This is a genomic window from Saccharothrix longispora (genome assembly GCF_030852425.1).
Lineage (GTDB): Bacteria > Actinomycetota > Actinomycetes > Mycobacteriales > Pseudonocardiaceae > Actinosynnema > Actinosynnema longispora.
Genome location: NZ_NSDM01000002.1, coordinates 260,349 through 276,167, shown reverse-complemented (window position 1 = coordinate 276,167; position 15,819 = coordinate 260,349). Strand labels below are relative to the sequence as shown.

General features: G+C 76.9%; 4 protein-coding genes (1 of these 4 cut by a window edge). All 4 read left to right on the top strand.

The features are described from left to right. Tightly spaced (each overlapping or abutting the next), the 4 genes in view from CKY47_RS06450 to CKY47_RS06435 form a layout consistent with a single transcriptional unit that may run on beyond the window. On the top strand, positions 1 to 13,419 hold the 3' portion of the coding sequence (locus CKY47_RS06450; protein WP_306744726.1) for an SDR family NAD(P)-dependent oxidoreductase. Its footprint begins 6,972 nt before the window's first position; 13,419 of the gene's 20,391 nt are visible here — the last part of the coding sequence; its start codon lies off the left edge, out of view; its stop codon occupies positions 13,417 to 13,419. Continuing rightward, positions 13,416 to 14,342, top strand: a complete 927-nt coding sequence (locus CKY47_RS06445) for an LnmK family bifunctional acyltransferase/decarboxylase (protein ID WP_306744725.1) — start codon at positions 13,416 to 13,418, stop codon at positions 14,340 to 14,342. The genes CKY47_RS06450 and CKY47_RS06445 overlap by 4 nt, the downstream gene beginning before the upstream one ends. Continuing rightward, positions 14,339 to 14,587 (top strand): acyl carrier protein, encoded by a 249-nt coding sequence (locus CKY47_RS06440; RefSeq protein WP_306744724.1) that lies wholly within the window; start codon positions 14,339 to 14,341, stop codon positions 14,585 to 14,587. The genes CKY47_RS06445 and CKY47_RS06440 overlap by 4 nt, the downstream gene beginning before the upstream one ends. Further along, positions 14,584 to 15,819, top strand: a complete 1,236-nt coding sequence (locus tag CKY47_RS06435) for a hydroxymethylglutaryl-CoA synthase family protein (protein ID WP_306744723.1) — start codon at positions 14,584 to 14,586, stop codon at positions 15,817 to 15,819. The genes CKY47_RS06440 and CKY47_RS06435 overlap by 4 nt, the downstream gene beginning before the upstream one ends.

The window sequence follows — 15,819 nt, the reverse complement described above, 5'->3', positions numbered from 1 at the left end:
GCGGGCATCTCCGCCGAGGACGTCGACTACGTCGAGGCCCACGGCACCGGCACCGCCCTGGGCGACCCCATCGAGGTCAAGGCCCTCACCGAGGTGCTGGGCGGGCGGCGCTCGCCGGCCGTCCTCGGCTCGGTCAAGGCCAACGTCGGCCACACCACCCTGGCCGCCGGCATCACCAGCCTGGTCAAGGTCGTGCTGGCGCTGCGCAACGGCGAACTGCCGCCGTCGCCGCACTTCGCCGAGCCCAACCCGGACGCCGACCTGACCGGGGGACCGCTGCGCGTCCTGCCCGACCGGGCGCACTGGTACCCGGGACCGAGCGGCGTCCGCACGGGCGTGGTCAGCAGCTTCGGCTTCAGCGGCACCAACTGCCACCTCGTGCTCCAGGAAGCCCCGCCCGCCCCGGCCGACCCCCGACCGAGGCCCGAGCGCGCCGTGGTGGCGCTGTCCGCCCGCACGGCGGAGGCGCTGCGCGCCCGGATCACCGACCTGCGGGCCGCGCTGGCCCCGGACGGCATGATCCACTCGGGCGTGCTCGGCGGCGGTGACCTGACCGACGTCGCGCACACCCTCGCCGTGCGCCGGACGCACTTCCGGCACCGCGTCGCGTTCGTCGCCCGGGACCTGGCCGACCTGCGCGCCCAGCTCGACCGGCTCCTCGCCGGCGCGGAACCGGTGCGCGGCGACACCGACCTCGACCGGGTCGCCCGGGACTGGCAGCGCGGCGAGGGCGACCTGGCCGCGGTGTTCGCGGACCTGCCGGGCCGGCCCGTGTCCCTGCCGGGCTACCCCTTCGCCCGCGACCGGCACTGGATCGCGGCCCCCGCGGCCCCGGTCCCCGCATCGCCGGTCGCAGCGCCGGCCGAGGTGCCGCCCGCCGCGCCGGAACCCGCCGGACCGGTGACCCTGGCCCTGGCGCCCGACGCGCCGCTCGTCGCCGACCACGTGGTGTCCGGCACGCCCGTGCTGCCCGGCACGGCCACCGTCGCCCTGGCCGTGACCGCCGCGCGCCGCGCCGGGCTCACCGGACCGCTGCGGCTGCGCGACGTGACCTGGCTGCGGCCCCTGGCCGTCGACCGGCCCACCACCGCGACCCTGACCGTCGGCGGGACGGGGTTCGACCTCGCGCCGGACGGAGGCGAACCGTGCGCGACGGGCCGGCTCGCCACCGGCGGTGAGCCGGAGCGCGTGGACCTCGTCGCCGCCCGCGCCCGGTGCGCCCGCTCCGTGCCACCCGCCGACCTGTACTCGGCCTTCGACCGCGCCGGCCTGCGCTACGGCCCCGGGTTCCGGGTCGTCACCGACCTGCGGGCCGGCGCCGACGAGGTGCTGGCCGCCCTCGCGCCCCGTGAACCGGACGGGCACCGACCCGACCCGCGCGTGCTGGACGGCGCGTTGCAGACCGTCGCCGCGCTGGTGGGGGAGCGCCCGACGCCGCTGGTGCCGCACAGCGTGGACGAGGTGGTCGTGCACGACGCCGACGGCACCCCGACGCACGCCCACGCGGTCCGCGCGAGCGGCGAGGACCGGTTCGACGTGCGCCTGTGCGACGCGGACGGGCGGGTGCTCGTCTCGTTCGCCGGCCTCGCGCTGCGCCCGCACCGGGGAGCGGCCCCCGCGGTCCCGGTCTACGTGCCGCGGTGGACCCCCGCGCCCGCGCCGGTGCGCGTCGTCGGCCCGCGTCGGGTCGTCGCCGTCCACGCCGCCCGGGGCTGCGAGGCGCTCGCCGCCGCCCTGGCCGCCGAGCACGCGGGCGACGACGTCCGCCTGCCCACGCTCGACACCGCCGACCCCGCCGCCGACCTGGTGTACGTGGTGGCCGCCGGCACGACCGACCAGGACGTCGCGCCGGCGGTGTTCCGGCTGCTGCGCGCGCTGGCGCGGACCAGGCCGACCCTGGAGGTGCGGGTCGTCCTCGCCGGCGCGGTGGCCGTGCGCGACGGCGACCCGGTGCGGCCCGGGATCGCCGCCCTCATCGGCCTGGCACGTGCCGCCGGGGCCGAGCACGCGGGCTGGCGGATCGGCTGCGTCGACGTGCCCGCCCACCCGACCGTCACCGACCCGGCACGGGCGGCGGCCCTGGTCGTCGCCGAGGACCTGGCCGAACCGCTGGTGGCCTGGCGCGACGGGCAGCGGCTCGTGCGCCGGTTCGCGCCCCTCGCGCCGCCCACCCCCGCCCGACCCGTGTTCGCCGACGGCGGCACCTACCTGATCACCGGCGGCGCGGGCGGCCTGGGCCTGGCGCTGAGCGGGCACCTGGCCCGCGAACACCGGGCCAACCTGGTGTGGGTGGGCCGCCGCCCGTCCGACGCCGCCATCGGCGAACGCGCCGCGCGGGTGTCCGCCGCCGGCGGCCAGGTGCTCTACCTGAGCGCCGACGTGACCGACCCGGAGTCGGCGCGCTGGGCGGTCCGCGCGGCGAAGGAGCGCTTCGGCGGCCTGGACGGCGTCGTGCACGCCGCGGGCGTGTGGCGCGACGGTCCGCTCGCGACGATGGCGGACGAGGCGTTCGCCGAGGTGCTGGCGCCCAAGCTGGCCGGCGCGACCGCGCTGCTGGACGCCGTCGCCGACGAGGACCTGGACGTGCGGGTGGTGTTCTCCTCCGCCGCGTCGTTCGTCCGCCCCCCGGGGCAGGCCAACTACGCGGCGGGCAGCACCGCGCTGGACGCCGTCGCGGCGGTGGCCGGCGCGACCGTCGTCAACTGGGGCTACTGGGGCGGGGTCGGCGCGGTGGCGGACGAGGCGCACGCGCGCCGGTTCGCGGCGCTGGGCGTCGGCTCGATCTCCCCGGACGAGGGGTTCGCCGTCCTGCCGGCACTGCTGGCCTCCGGCGTGCGGCAGGCGCTGGTGCTCAAGGCCGACGTCGGCCGGTTCGCGGAGTACGGGCTCGCCCTGCCCTCCGCCGACCGGGCGGTGCGGGACTACGTGCGCTCGGTGTTCGCGGACGTGCTGAAGCTGCCGGAGTCGGCGTTCGGCGACCGCGAGACGTTCGAGAACTACGGCGTGGACTCGCTCAACGGCGCCGAGATCCTGCGCCGGTTCTCCGCGGACCTGGGCGAGCTGCCCGCGACCCTGCTGTTCGAGCACGTCACGATCGAGGACCTGGCCGCCCGGCTGGCCGACGCGTTCGCCGCGAAGCAGGCCGAGGCCCCGGCCCTCGCCGACGCCCCCGACCCGGTTGCCGGGCCCGCTCCCGCGACCGATCCGGTGGTCGAGCACGGCCCGGTGGCCGCGGTGGGGTCCCGGGAGGTCCGGGAGGGCGACATCGCCGTCATCGGCGTCAGCGGCCGGTACCCGCGGTCACCGGACCTCGACGCGCTCTGGACCAACCTGCTCGCCGGGACCAACTGCGTGACCGAGGTGCCCGCCGACCGGTGGGACTGGCGCGCCCACTTCGACCCCCGGCCCGGCGTCCCGAACCGCAGCCGCGGCCGGTGGGCCGGGTTCCTCGACGACATCGCCGCCTTCGACGCCCCGCTGTTCGGGGTGCTGCCCCGCGAGGCGGCGTCCCTCGACCCGCAGGAGCGGCTGTTCCTGGAGACCTGCTGGAACCTGCTGGAGAGCACCGGCCACCTCGGCCGGCACGGCGCGGTCCGCGAGACCGGCGTGTTCGTCGGCGTGATGTACGGGTCCTACGGCAAGCTCGCGGCGGCCGACGGGTGGCCCAGGGGCGAGTTCCCGGCGGCGCACTCGGCGTACTGGTCCATCGCCAACCGGGTGTCCTACACCTTCGACCTGACCGGTCCGAGCCTGGCCGTCGACTCGGCGTGCTCGTCCTCGCTCACGGCCGTGCACCTGGCGTGCGAGAGCCTGCGCCGGGGCGAGTGCCGGCAGGCCGTCGCGGGCGGTGTCAACCTGGTGCTGCACCCCGCGCACCTGGTGGCCCTGTCCGGCATGACCATGCTCGCCGGCGGTGACGGCTGCCGCGCGTTCGACGCCGACGCCGACGGTTACGTGCCCGGCGAGGGCGTCGGCGCGGTGCTGCTCAAGCCGCTGGCGGACGCGCTGGCCGACGGCGACGACGTGTGGGCGGTCATCCGGGGCGGTTTCGCCAACGCGGGCGGGAAGACCAGCGGCTACACCGTCCCCAACCCGACCGCCCAGGCAGCGCTGATCGCCGAGGCGCTGCGCCGCGCCGACGTGGACCCGGCCACCGTGGACTACGTCGAGGCGCACGGCACCGGCACGCAGCTCGGCGACCCGATCGAGGTCGCCGCGCTCAACCGGGCGCTCGGCCGCGCCGAGGGGCACGAGTGCGCCCTCGGCTCGGTGAAGGCCAACCTGGGGCACCTGGAGGGCGCCGCGGGCATCGCGGGCCTGACCAAGGTGCTGCTCCAGCTGCGGCACCGCACCCTCGTGCCCGCCGCGAACCTCGCGCGGCTCAACCCGAAGATCGACTTCCGGGACTCGCCGCTGCGCGTGCAGCGGGAGGCCGCGCCGTGGCCCGAACCGGTCGGCCGCCCCCGCCGCGCCGGGGTCAGCTCGTTCGGCGCGGGCGGCGCCAACGTCCACATCGTCCTGGAGGAGCACGTGGCCGAGCACGTCGACCCCGGGCCCGGTGCCGGGGGCGGGGTCGGCGGCGAGCACCTCGTGGTGCTGTCCGCGCGCGACCACGACCGGCTCCGCGTCCTGTCCCGCCGGGTCGCCGACCACCTCGCCGGCGGCGACGTCGCCCTGGCGCGGGTCGCCCGGACCACCCAGCTGGGCAGGCGGGAGATGTCCGCGCGGGTCGCCGTGCGGGCGACGGACCCGCCCGGCCTGGTCGACGCGCTGCGGGCGTTCGCCGACGGCGCGGAGCACCCGGCGGTCGCGTCGGGCACCGCCGCCCGCACGGACGCCGTCGTGCCGCCGGACGCGTCACCCGCCACCACCGCCGCCGCCTGGGTCACCGGCGCGGAGGTGGACTGGCGCGCCCGCTGGCGCGGCCCGCTGCCCCGCGTGGTGGCCCTGCCCACCTACCCGTTCGACCACCGCAACCGCTACTGGGCACCGGGACCGGTCACCGCCGAGCCCGGAGCCGCCCCGGTGCGGCCCGCTGCCGACCGGCCCCCGCTGGACGTGCCCGAGCACCTGGCGGACCACCGGGTCGGCGGTGCGCGCTGGCTGCCCGCCGCGGCCGTCGTCGAGTCGGCCCGCCACCGGCACCCCACCGCCGTCCTGCGCGACCTGCGGTGGAACGCGCCGGTGCTCGTGGACGACCTGACGGGGCCGGTGCCGGTCGACCTCACCCCGACCGACGGCGGGACCCGCTTCGCGGTGCGCGTGGCCGGCACCGTCCTCGCCTCGGGCCTGCTGTCCGACGACCCGGCACCGGTCCACCCGCCGGTGTCGGTCGCGGACCGCTGCACCACCACCGCGGACGTCACCGCCTTCTACGCCGGCATGGCCGCAGCCGGCCTGGTCCACGGCCCGGGGCTGCGGGTGGTGGACGAGCTGCGCACCGGCGACGGCGTGGCCTGGGCGCGGCTCGGCCCCAGGGTGGCGCCCCGGTCCGACCTGGACGCGTCCCTGCTCGACGGCGCGCTCCAGGCGGTGGCCGCGGCGTGCGGCGGGTCGTCGGTCCGCGTCCCGGTGGCGCTGGCCGAGCTGGCCGTCCACGGCGTGCTCGCCGGGCCGTGCGAGGTCCACGTGACCCGCGTGGGCGAGCCCGGTCCGCGCGAGCTGTACGACGCGGACCTGACCACCGCCGGCGGCGCGCCGCTGGTGTCGTTGCGCGGGCTGGAGATCAGGGCCGCCGGCGCCACCGACGAGTGCTCGTACACCACACCGGTCTGGCGGTCGGCCGCGCCCGCCCCCGGCGGCGACGCGCCCACGACCGCCGTCCTGCTGGCCTCGGACGCCGGGACCGGCGAGGCCGTGGCGGACCGCCTCGAGCGCGACGGCGTCCGCTGCGTCGTGGTCGTGCCGGGCGTCCTGCACGGCTGGGTCGACCACCGCACCCACGAGGTCGTCGCCGGCGAACAGGCCCAGTACGGGCTGGTGGTGCGCGAGCTGGCGGTCCGGGGGATGCTGCCCGACGCCGTGGTGCGGTGCTGGGACCCCGGCGCGGCGCCTGCCTCCGCCGCCGAGGTGGCGCACGAGGTCGGCCACGGCTTCGCCCCGTTCCTCTGGCTCACCGCCGCGGTCCTCGCCGAGGGCGGTCCCCGGCCGGTGCGGGCGCTCTACACCTACTCGGCGTCCACCGCGCACGCCCGACCCCACGACGAGGCCGCGGCCGGCGCGCTGCGCACCGCCGCGCTGGAGCACTCCGGCCTCCGGGCCGCCGTGGTGGGCTTCGAGGGCGCGCGGGCGGCGGCCCCGGCCGCCGACCTGGCCGACACGGCCGCCGCGGAACTGCTCTCGTGCGAGCCCGGCGTGGCCGAGGTGCGGCACGCCGGCGGGCAGCGCCTGGTCCGGTCGACCACCGCGTGGGAGCCCGGTGCCCCGACCACCCCGACGACCGGCGGCACCTACCTGGTGACGGGCGGCGCGGGCGCGGTCGGCCTGCACGTCGCCCGCCACCTCGCCCGGCGCGGCGGGACCGTCGTCCTGGTCGGGCGCTCCGCGCTCGACGACCGGCGGCGGGCGCTCGTGGCGGCCATCCCCGGCGCGACCCACGAGGCGGTCGACGTCGCCGACCCGGCCGCGCTGCGCGCGCTGGTGGAGCGGGTCGGCCCGCTGCGCGGCGTCGTGCACGCCGCCGGTGTGCGGCGCGACTCCCGGCTGGTCGTGAAGACCGCCGCCGACCTGGCCGCCGTGCTGCGGCCCAAGGTGGCGGGGACGCTCGCCCTGGACGAGGCGACCGCGGACCAGCCGCTGGACTTCTTCGCGCTGTTCTCCTCGGTGGTCGCCGGGACCGGCAACCCGGGCCAGGCCGACTACGCCTACGCCAACGCGTTCCTGGACGCCTTCGCCGAGCAGCGCGACCAGCGCCGCGCGGTGGGGCTCCGCGCGGGCCGCACCGTGTCGATCGGCTGGTCCCTGTGGGCCGACGGCGGGATGACCGTCGACGCGGCCACCGAGGAGCTGCTGCGGCGGCGCTGGGGACTCCGCCCGCTGCCCACCGACGCCGCCCTGGCCGCGTTCGACCGCGCGGTGGCCGGCGGGGTCACCAGGGTGACCGTGTCGACCGGGACCACGGGGACCGGCGGGACCGCCGGGCACGACCGCGCGCCCCGGGAGGCCCCGGCAGGCGGCGACCCGGTCGCGTCGGTCGAGTCGGTCGTGACCGCCGACCTCCGGGCGCTGGCCGCGGACTTCCTGCTGGTCGAACCGGACGACGTCGAGCTGGACGCGGAGCTGCTGGAGCAGGGCTTCGACTCGATCACGCTCACCGAGCTGGTCAACCGGCTCAACGAGCGCTACGGCCTCGACCTGCTGCCGACCGTGCTGTTCGAGCACCCCACCCTGGGCGCGCTCGCCGCGCACCTCGACCGCGAGCACCGGGCCGAGATCGCCGCCGCCACGTCCAGCGGGCCCGTGCGCGAGCCGTCGGCCGAACCCGGCCCGCCGGCCGGGACCGGGCCCGACCCGGAACCGGGCCCGGACGCGGAACCGGGACCGACCGCGCACCCGGACGGGATCGCCGTCGTCGGCATGGCCGGCGTGTTCCCGGGGTCCCCCGACCTGGAGTCGTTCTGGCGCAACCTGCTCGCGGGCCGCCACCTGGTGGGACCGGTGCCCGACGACCGCGCCGACCTGCTGGCCGACGAGCGGACCGCGGACGTCCGCGGCGGGTTCCTCGACCACGTGGACCGGTTCGACGCCCGGCTGTTCGGCATCGCCCCGCGCGAGGCGGCGCTGATGGACCCGCAGCAGCGGCTGTTCCTCCAGACCGCGTGGCGCGCGGTCGAGAACGCCGGGTACCGCCCGTCCTCGCTGGCGGGCACGGCCACCGGCCTGTTCGCGGCGGTGTCCACGTCCGACTACGACGACCTGCTCCGGGGGCACGACGTCCCGGTGCGCGCGCACACCGCCACCGGCATCGCCCACTCCGTGCTGGCCAACCGCGTGTCCTACCTGCTCAACCTGCGCGGACCCAGCGAAGCCGTCGACACCGCGTGCTCGGGTTCCCTGGTCGCCGTGCACCGCGCCGTCGCCGCCCTGAGGGCGGGCGAGTGCGACCTGGCCCTCGCGGGCGGGGTGAACGCCCTGCTCAGCCCCGGGCTGTTCAGCGCGTTCACCCAGTCCGGGATGCTCAGCCCCAGCGGGGCGTGCCAGGCGTTCGCCGCCGGCGCGGACGGCTACGTGCGGGGCGAGGGCTGCGGCGTGCTGCTGCTCAAACCGCTGCGCGCGGCCCTCGCGGACGGCGACCACGTGTACGGGGTCGTCACCGGCTCGGCGGTCAACCACGGCGGCCGGGCGGCGTCGCTCACCGCGCCCAACCCGGAGGCGCAGGCCCAGGTCGTGGTGCGCGCCCACCGCGCCGCCGGCGTGGACCCGCGCACCGTCGGCTACGTGGAGGCGCACGGCACCGGCACCGCCCTCGGCGACCCGGTGGAGGTCGAAGGGCTGAAGAGGGCCTTCGACACCCTCTACGCCGACCACGGCCTGCCGCCCGCGGACGCGCCCCACGTCGCCGTGGGGTCGGTGAAGTCCAACATCGGCCACCTGGAGGCGGCGGCCGGCGCGGCGGGCCTGGTGAAGGCGCTGCTCGCGGTGTCGCGCGGCGTGGTGCCCGCGACCCTGCACGTCGCCGAGGTCAACCCGCTCGTCCGGCTCGACGGCACGCCGCTGCGGCTCGCCACCGAACCGGTGGACTGGTCGGACGTGCCGGTCCGCCGGGCCGGGGTCAGCTCGTTCGGCTTCGGCGGCGCCAACGCCCACGTGGTCGTCGAGTCCGCGCCGACCGCGCCCGACCTGCCGGTCCCGACCGGTCCGGCCGTGTTCCCGCTGTCCGCCACGACGGAGGAGGCGCTGCGCCGCACCGGGCGGGCGCTGGCCGACCACGTCGAGCGCACCGGCGTCGCCCCGGCCACCGTCGCGCACGTCCTCCAGACCGGCCGGGACGCCCTGACCGAACGCGCCGCGTTCGTCGCGGCGGACCGCGAGGAGCTGGTCACGCTCCTGCGCGACCTGGACGACGACCGCGTGCACCGGGGTAGGGCGCGGCGAGGCCAGGAGCCCGCCGAGCCGGGATCACCGCCCGACGAGCTGAGCCGCGCGTGGGTGCGGGGCGCGGAGGTGGACTGGGCGGCCTGCCGGCCCGGCCCGGCCCCGCGCCGCGTCCCGCTGCCCGGCACGGAGTTCGCCGACGACCGGCACTGGTTCGACACCGAGATCGAGGCACCCGCAGCCGTGCCACCGACGGCCGCGCCACCGACCACAGAGGAGGCCACCGTGCGTCCAGCCGTGAAGCCCGCGCCGCCGCGCCCCAAGATCAAGCTGTCGCGGCCGGGCGCGGCGGCCGGACCGGTCGCGACCGCCCCGACCGTGCAGCCCGCCCCGACCGTGCAGCCCGCCCCGACCGTGCAGCCCGCCCCGACCGCTCCGCCCGTGCGGCCCGCCGCCGCGCCCGCCCCGCCGGTCGGACAGCCCGCGACGCCCGTCCCGGACCCGGCCGCGGCCACCCGGGTCGCCCGGCTGGTCACCGACGAGCTGTCGAACATCCTCGGCACCCCCGCCGCCGAGATCGAGCCCGACCGGCCGTTCGGCGAGCTGGGCCTGGACTCCATCTACCGCATGGACCTGGTGCGGCTGATCAACTCGACCTTCGCCCTCGACCTCAAGGCCGTCGAGCTGTACGACCACGACACCGTCGACACGCTCGCGGCGTTCGTGGCGCCCCTGGTCACCACCGGCCCCACCCCCGCACCGGCCCCCACCCCGGCAGCGGCCTTCGTACCGGCCGCGCCCGCCCGCTCCACCGTCGACGCGCTGGTCGAGTTCATCGCCGACACCGTGGGGCACCGGGTCACGCCGGACGCCGGTTTCGAGGACAGCGGCTTCACGTCGTTCGACCTGCTGCGGGTCGTCGCCGCCCTGGAACGCGGCCTCGGCGCGCTGCGCAAGACGCTGCTGCTGGACCACCCGACCCCGGCCCGCCTCGCGGCCCACCTCGACGAGGTGTTCGGCGAAGGGGTCGCCGAGCTGATCGCGGGCACCGAGCGGGCCGAGCCGAGCGCGGTGAGCGACGCCGTCGCCGGCGGTGAGCTGGTGGTCGGCAAGCGCGAGCTGGACGACCGGCCAGAGCTGGCCGACCTGGTCCGGCGGCTCGACCTCGCCCACGCGAAGGAGGGCGGCCTGCCGGGTCGCGACATCGCGCCGCTGATCTTCCTCGGCTCCCGGCGCGAGGGCTACTTCCACTTCTCCCGGCGCGGTGACGTGCTGTTCGCGTGGAGCTACGTCGGCAGCGCCGAGTACCTGCCGGAGCTGGCGGGGGAGTGGCTGGCCCACGCGGCGGCCCAGGGCGTCAAGCCCGCCTTCCTGGCGATGTCGCCGATGGCCGAGGCCGGTGGCCGCCCGCTGTCGGCGACCCCGTTCGGCGCGGTGCAGCGCATCGAGGACCTGTCGAAGTTCGACGTCGACGGCCCGAAGGCGCGCAAGCTGCGCAACCAGGTCAACCGGTTCGAGCGGGCCGGCAAGGCCGAGGTGGTCGAGTACGCGGTGGGCTCGGACCCGGCCACCGACGCGGCCGTCGCCGAGCTGATCGGCGACTGGGCCGCCCAGAAGGACATGGTCAACCCGTACGTGCGCACGGTGCGCGACGAGATCGGCCGGGGCGTCCTCGGCCCGCGCCACCGCGCGTTCCTCACCCGGCTCGACGGCGTGCTCCAGAGCGCGGTCATCGTCACGCGCATCCCCTCTGAGCGCGCACACCTGCTCGACCTGGAGTTCTACCGGGAGAGCACCCCGCGCGGCTGCCTGGAGCACACGATCGTGGAGATCATCCGCAGGCTGGCCGCCGAGGGGGACACCTCGTTCAGCTTCGGCGGGACCTTCGGGGTCCGCATCACCGGCTCGCCCAACGCCGACCCGGACGTCGAGCGCGGCCTGGCCGAGCTGCGCTCCCTGGGCGTGTTCACCGGTGAGGGCAACTTCCGCTTCAAGAACAAGTTCCAGACCACCAACCACCCGGTCTACCTCTGCCAGCCGGCGGACCAGCCGCCCGCCGACGTCGCTTCGATCATCCTGATGATCGCCAACCCGCCGGCCATCACCGCGCAGGACCGCGCGACCCCGGAACCGGCGCCCACCCCGGCACCCACCCGCACCCCTTCCTCGACCCGCACCCCGGCCCCGGCCCGCACCCCGGCCCCGGCCGGCGCACCGCGCCCCACCCCGTCCGACGGCGACGTCGCGCGCCGGGACAAGGCCCTGTCCAGGGCGGGCCACAACCCGCTGCGCATCCCCGCCGGCGACGTGGAGTTCGACTTCACCACGGACTCCTGGACCGAACTGGACACCCCGCACGTGCGGGCGCACTCCGCCCACCTCGCCACCGCCGCCCAGGGCGTGACCGCCGCCGTCGACCTCGCGTCCGGGGCGTTCGGCGTCACCACGCCGCTGCCGCACCGCTGCGTCGTGCCCACCGGCTCGGGCCGGTCGGCCGAGGCCCTGCTCTGCCGCGCCTGGCCCGGCCGCCGGGGCGACGTCGTGCAGAACGCGCTGTTCCCCACCTGGGCGGTCAGCCAGCTCGACCACGGCTTCACCCCGGTGCAGGTCCGCAACGACCCGGCGGCGGCCGAGCCGTTCCTGGGCGACCTGGACCTCGTCGAACTGGACCGCGTCCTCGCCGCCAAGCGCGGCCGCGTGTCGTTCGTGTGCGTGGAGCTGAGCACCAACGCCCGCGGCGGGCACCCGGTGTCGCTGGCCAACCTGCGCGGGGTGCGGGAGGTCGCCGACCGGCACGGCGTGCCGCTGGTCCTCGACGCCACGCGCGGCCTGGAGAACGCGGCGTTCGTCCGCGAGCACGAGCTGCGCGACCCGGACCGCCCGCTGGTGGACGTCCTGACCGAACTGCTCGCCGGCGCGCGCGCCGTGACGATCGGGATGTCCAAGGACTACGGCGTCACCTCGGGCGGGCTCGTGCTCACCGACGACGACGAACTCGCCGCGACCCTGCGCGAGCAGGTCGCGCTGCGCGGCGTCGAGGCCGGCCTGACCACCCGGCGGCTGATGACGGCCGCGCTGGCGGACACCGCCGGCGCGGAGCGGGCCGTGCTGGAGCGGATGTCGGCCGTGCGCGTCCTGTGGCAGGCGGTGGTCGACGCCGGCCTGCCGGTGGTGGGACCGGCGGGCGGGCACGCCGTGCTGCTCGACGCGGCCCGGCTCCCCGGCGCCGCCGGGCTGGAGCACCCGGTGGCGTCCGCCCTGGCGTGGGTCTTCCGGGCCACCGGCGTCCGCGCCGCCCCGCACCTCGACGGCGACTCGCTGATCCGGCTGGCCGTCCCGGTCGGCACGACCACCGCGCAGGCCGCCGAGGCGGGGGCGCGGCTGGCCGCGCTGGCGCGCTCCGGCACGACGCCCCCGGCGCTGGTGCGCGCGGCGGACGCGGGCGGGACCGGCGCGGCGGACGCGGCCTACTACCCGGCCGACCGGCTGCCCGACGACGTGCGGGAGGCGATGGACGAGGGGCACCGCCCCCTGGACGAGAACTTCGCCGTGCTCACCGGCTACCGGCCGGACGTGCGCCGCGTGCTGGTCCGGGTCGGCTCGGGCGAGGTCGAGGCGTTCACCGCCGGCTCCGGCGAGACGCTGCTGCTGATGCACCCGTTCAACATCGGGGCGGGCTTCTTCGGCCCCCAGTTCGCCGCGCTGGCCGACCGGTACCGCGTGCTGGCCGTGCACCACTCCGGTGTGGGCGCGACGACCGAGGCCACCGACATCTCGGTCAACGGCCTGGCGGACCTGTTCGCGCGCACGCTCGACGCGCTGGGCGTCGCCGGACCGGTGCACGTGGCGGGCGCGTCGTTCGGCGGCATCGTGGCGATGGCGTTCGCGCTGCGCCACCGGGCGCGCACGGCGTCGCTGACCCTGATCGGCAGCTCCTACCGGGTGGGCAACCGCGCCGGGGAGATGAACCGGCTCAGCCTGGTCGCAGACGAGGACTTCCGGCGCCTGGAGCGCAACGGCGTGACCGTCGACCGGGCCGGGTTGCAGCGGATGCTGCTGCGCTGCGAGAGCATGAGCACCCACACCGGCCTGCGCTACCTGGACGAGTTCGCCACCGACCCCGGCCTGCTGCCGCACCTGCCGGAGCTGGACGTGCCGGTGCTCCAGGTGCACGGCGCGCTGGACACGGTCATCCCGCTCAAGACCGGGCACCTGCTGCACGGCACCCTGCCCGACGTCCGCTTCCACGAGTTCCCCGACGCGGGGCACTTCCCGAGCCTGACGGCGGCCGACCGGTTCAACGCCCTGCTGGACGGGTTCCTCGCCGAGCGGTCGGCCACCGAGCGGACCGCCACCGGGGCGACCACCGCCGGGGGTGTGCGATGAGCACCGGGACGACGACCACCACCACGCGGGAGTTCGTGCTCAGCCCGGCCATGTGCGGCGCCAACTCGCTGTTCGTCGGCCGGCTCGGCGACTGGACGTGGAACGCGGTCAGCGACGCGTGCGGCGTCGACGCGCTCACCGCGCGCAACGCCGACGGCGAGCCGACGTACCTGGCGTTCCAGCTGTTCGACGTGCGGGGCGCGGACCCGGCCGGCTTCACCTTCGGCGACCGGATCGACGTGCGCACCGCCGTGTTCGCCTGCGGGGCCGAGTCGGTCGCGACGCTGCACCGCGTCGCCCCGGCCGGCAGCGCGGGCGCGGCGGACCCGACCCTGGAGCCCGCCGAGTTCTTCGAGGACCGCCGCCCCGACTGCCTGTACGCGCTGAACTTCAACCGCTGGGTCTCCCGCTCCGCGCCCGGCAGCAACCGCGGCCTGGTCCGCGCCTCGCCGCCGGGGTTCACCACCGCGCACCTGCCGGAGCTGCCCCGCGAGCACTCGCCGCGGCTGGCCTGCGCCCAGGCCCGGCAGCACCTGACCCTGCGGGACGCGCCGACCGCCGGTGAGCCCGGGTTCGCCGGGTTCACCACCGACTACCGCATCGACCCGACCCGCGACCTCAACGGCGTGGGCCTGGTGTACTTCGCCGCCTACTTCTCGATCGTGGACGGGGCGCTGCTGGCGGCGTGGCGCTCCGCCGGCCGGCCGGACGCCGCGTTCCTCGCGCGGCGGACCCGCACCCGGCGGCTGTGCTACCTGAGCAACGTCGACGCCGACACCGTCCTCTCCGCCGAGGTGTCGTCGTCGCTGACCGGTTCCCCCGGCGGGCTGACGGACGAGGTGGTGGACGTGGTCCTGCGTGACAGGGAGAACGGCGCGGTGGTGGCCGTGGCCTGCCAGGAGCTGACCTGGGGTGCGGCGTGAGCGGCCGGCCGGAGGTGGAGCGCGTGGTGCGCGAGGTGATCTCGGTGATCCTGCCGGCGGCCGACCCGGCCCGGGTGGCCGCCGCCACCACCCTCAAGGAGCTGGGCGCGGACTCGGTGGACCGCGTGGAGATCGTGGTCGAGGCCATGGACCGGCTCGGCGTCGTCGCCCCCATGTCGGACTTCAGCGGCCTGCCCGACCTCGACGCCCTGGTCGACCGGCTGCTGGCGCGGAGGCCGGTGTGAGCGCCTACGGGATCGAGGCGGTCAACGCCTACCTCGGGGTCGCGTGCATCCCGGTGCCCGAGCTGTTCCGGGGCCGGGGGCTCGACCCCGCGCGGCTGGCGAACCTGATGATGTCCGAGCGCTCCATCGGCCTGCCGGTGGAGGACCCGGTCACCAACGCGGTCAACGCCGCCAAGCCGATCGTGGACGCGCTCGACCCCGCCGAGCGCGACCGGATCGAGCTGCTGGTCACCTCGACCGAGTCCGGTGTGGACCTCAGCAAGTCGGTGGCCTCGTACGCGCACCGGCACCTCGGGCTCTCGCCGAAGTGCCGCGTGGTGGAGGTCAAGCAGGCGTGCTACGCCGCGACGGCCGCCGTGCAGCTCGCCGTGGGCTACCTCGCCTCCGGCGTGTCGCCCGGGGCGAAGGCGCTGGTGATCGCCACGGACGTGGCCCTGGTCGACGCCCGCGCCGAGTACGCCGAACCCGCCACCGGCCACGGCGCGGCGGCCGTGCTGCTCGGCGACGACCCGGCCGTGCTGTCGATGGACCTCGGCGCGTTCGGCAACCACAGCTACGAGACGCTGGACTCCGCCCGCCCGACGCCGGAGTTCGACATCGCCGACGTCGACCGGTCCCTGTTCGCCTACCTCGACTGCCTGGCCAACAGCTTCGCCGACTACGCCGACAAGGTGGAGGACGCCGACTTCGTCGACACCTTCGACCACCTCGTCATGCACACGCCGTTCGTCGGGCTGGTCAAGGCCGCGCACCGCAAGATGATGCGCGACCTGCGCCGCGCCGCGCCCGCGGAGATCGAGGCCGACTTCGAGCGCAGGCTGCGGCCCGCGACGGCGTACGCGAGCCGCGTGGGCAACCTGTGCTCCGGCTCGGTCTACCTCGGCCTGGCCAGCGCCATCGACAACGCCGCGCTCGGCGGCGGCGTCCGGCTGGGCCTGTACTCCTACGGCTCCGGCTGCTCGGCCGAGTTCTTCAGCGGCGTCACCGACCCGCGCGCGGCGGCCACCGTGCGCGCGGGCCGCATCGCCGAACGCCTGGACGCGCGGGTCGCGCTGACCTTCGCCGAGTACGACCTGCTGCTCGAGGAGACGCTGCGCTGCCTGGTGCCGGTGCGCGACCGCGAGGTCGACCTGGCCCGGTGGGACGAGTACCTGGACCGCGTCCCCGGCCGCGAGCCGATGCTCGTGCTCAGCCACGTCGAGGACTACCACCGCCAGTACGAGTGGCGCTGA

What these genes read in the sequence shown, in the direction of transcription:
- CKY47_RS06445 (WP_306744725.1), top strand. Translation starts at nt 13,416, where the DNA reads ATGAGCACCGGGACGACGACCACCACCACGCGGGAGTTCGTGCTCAGC.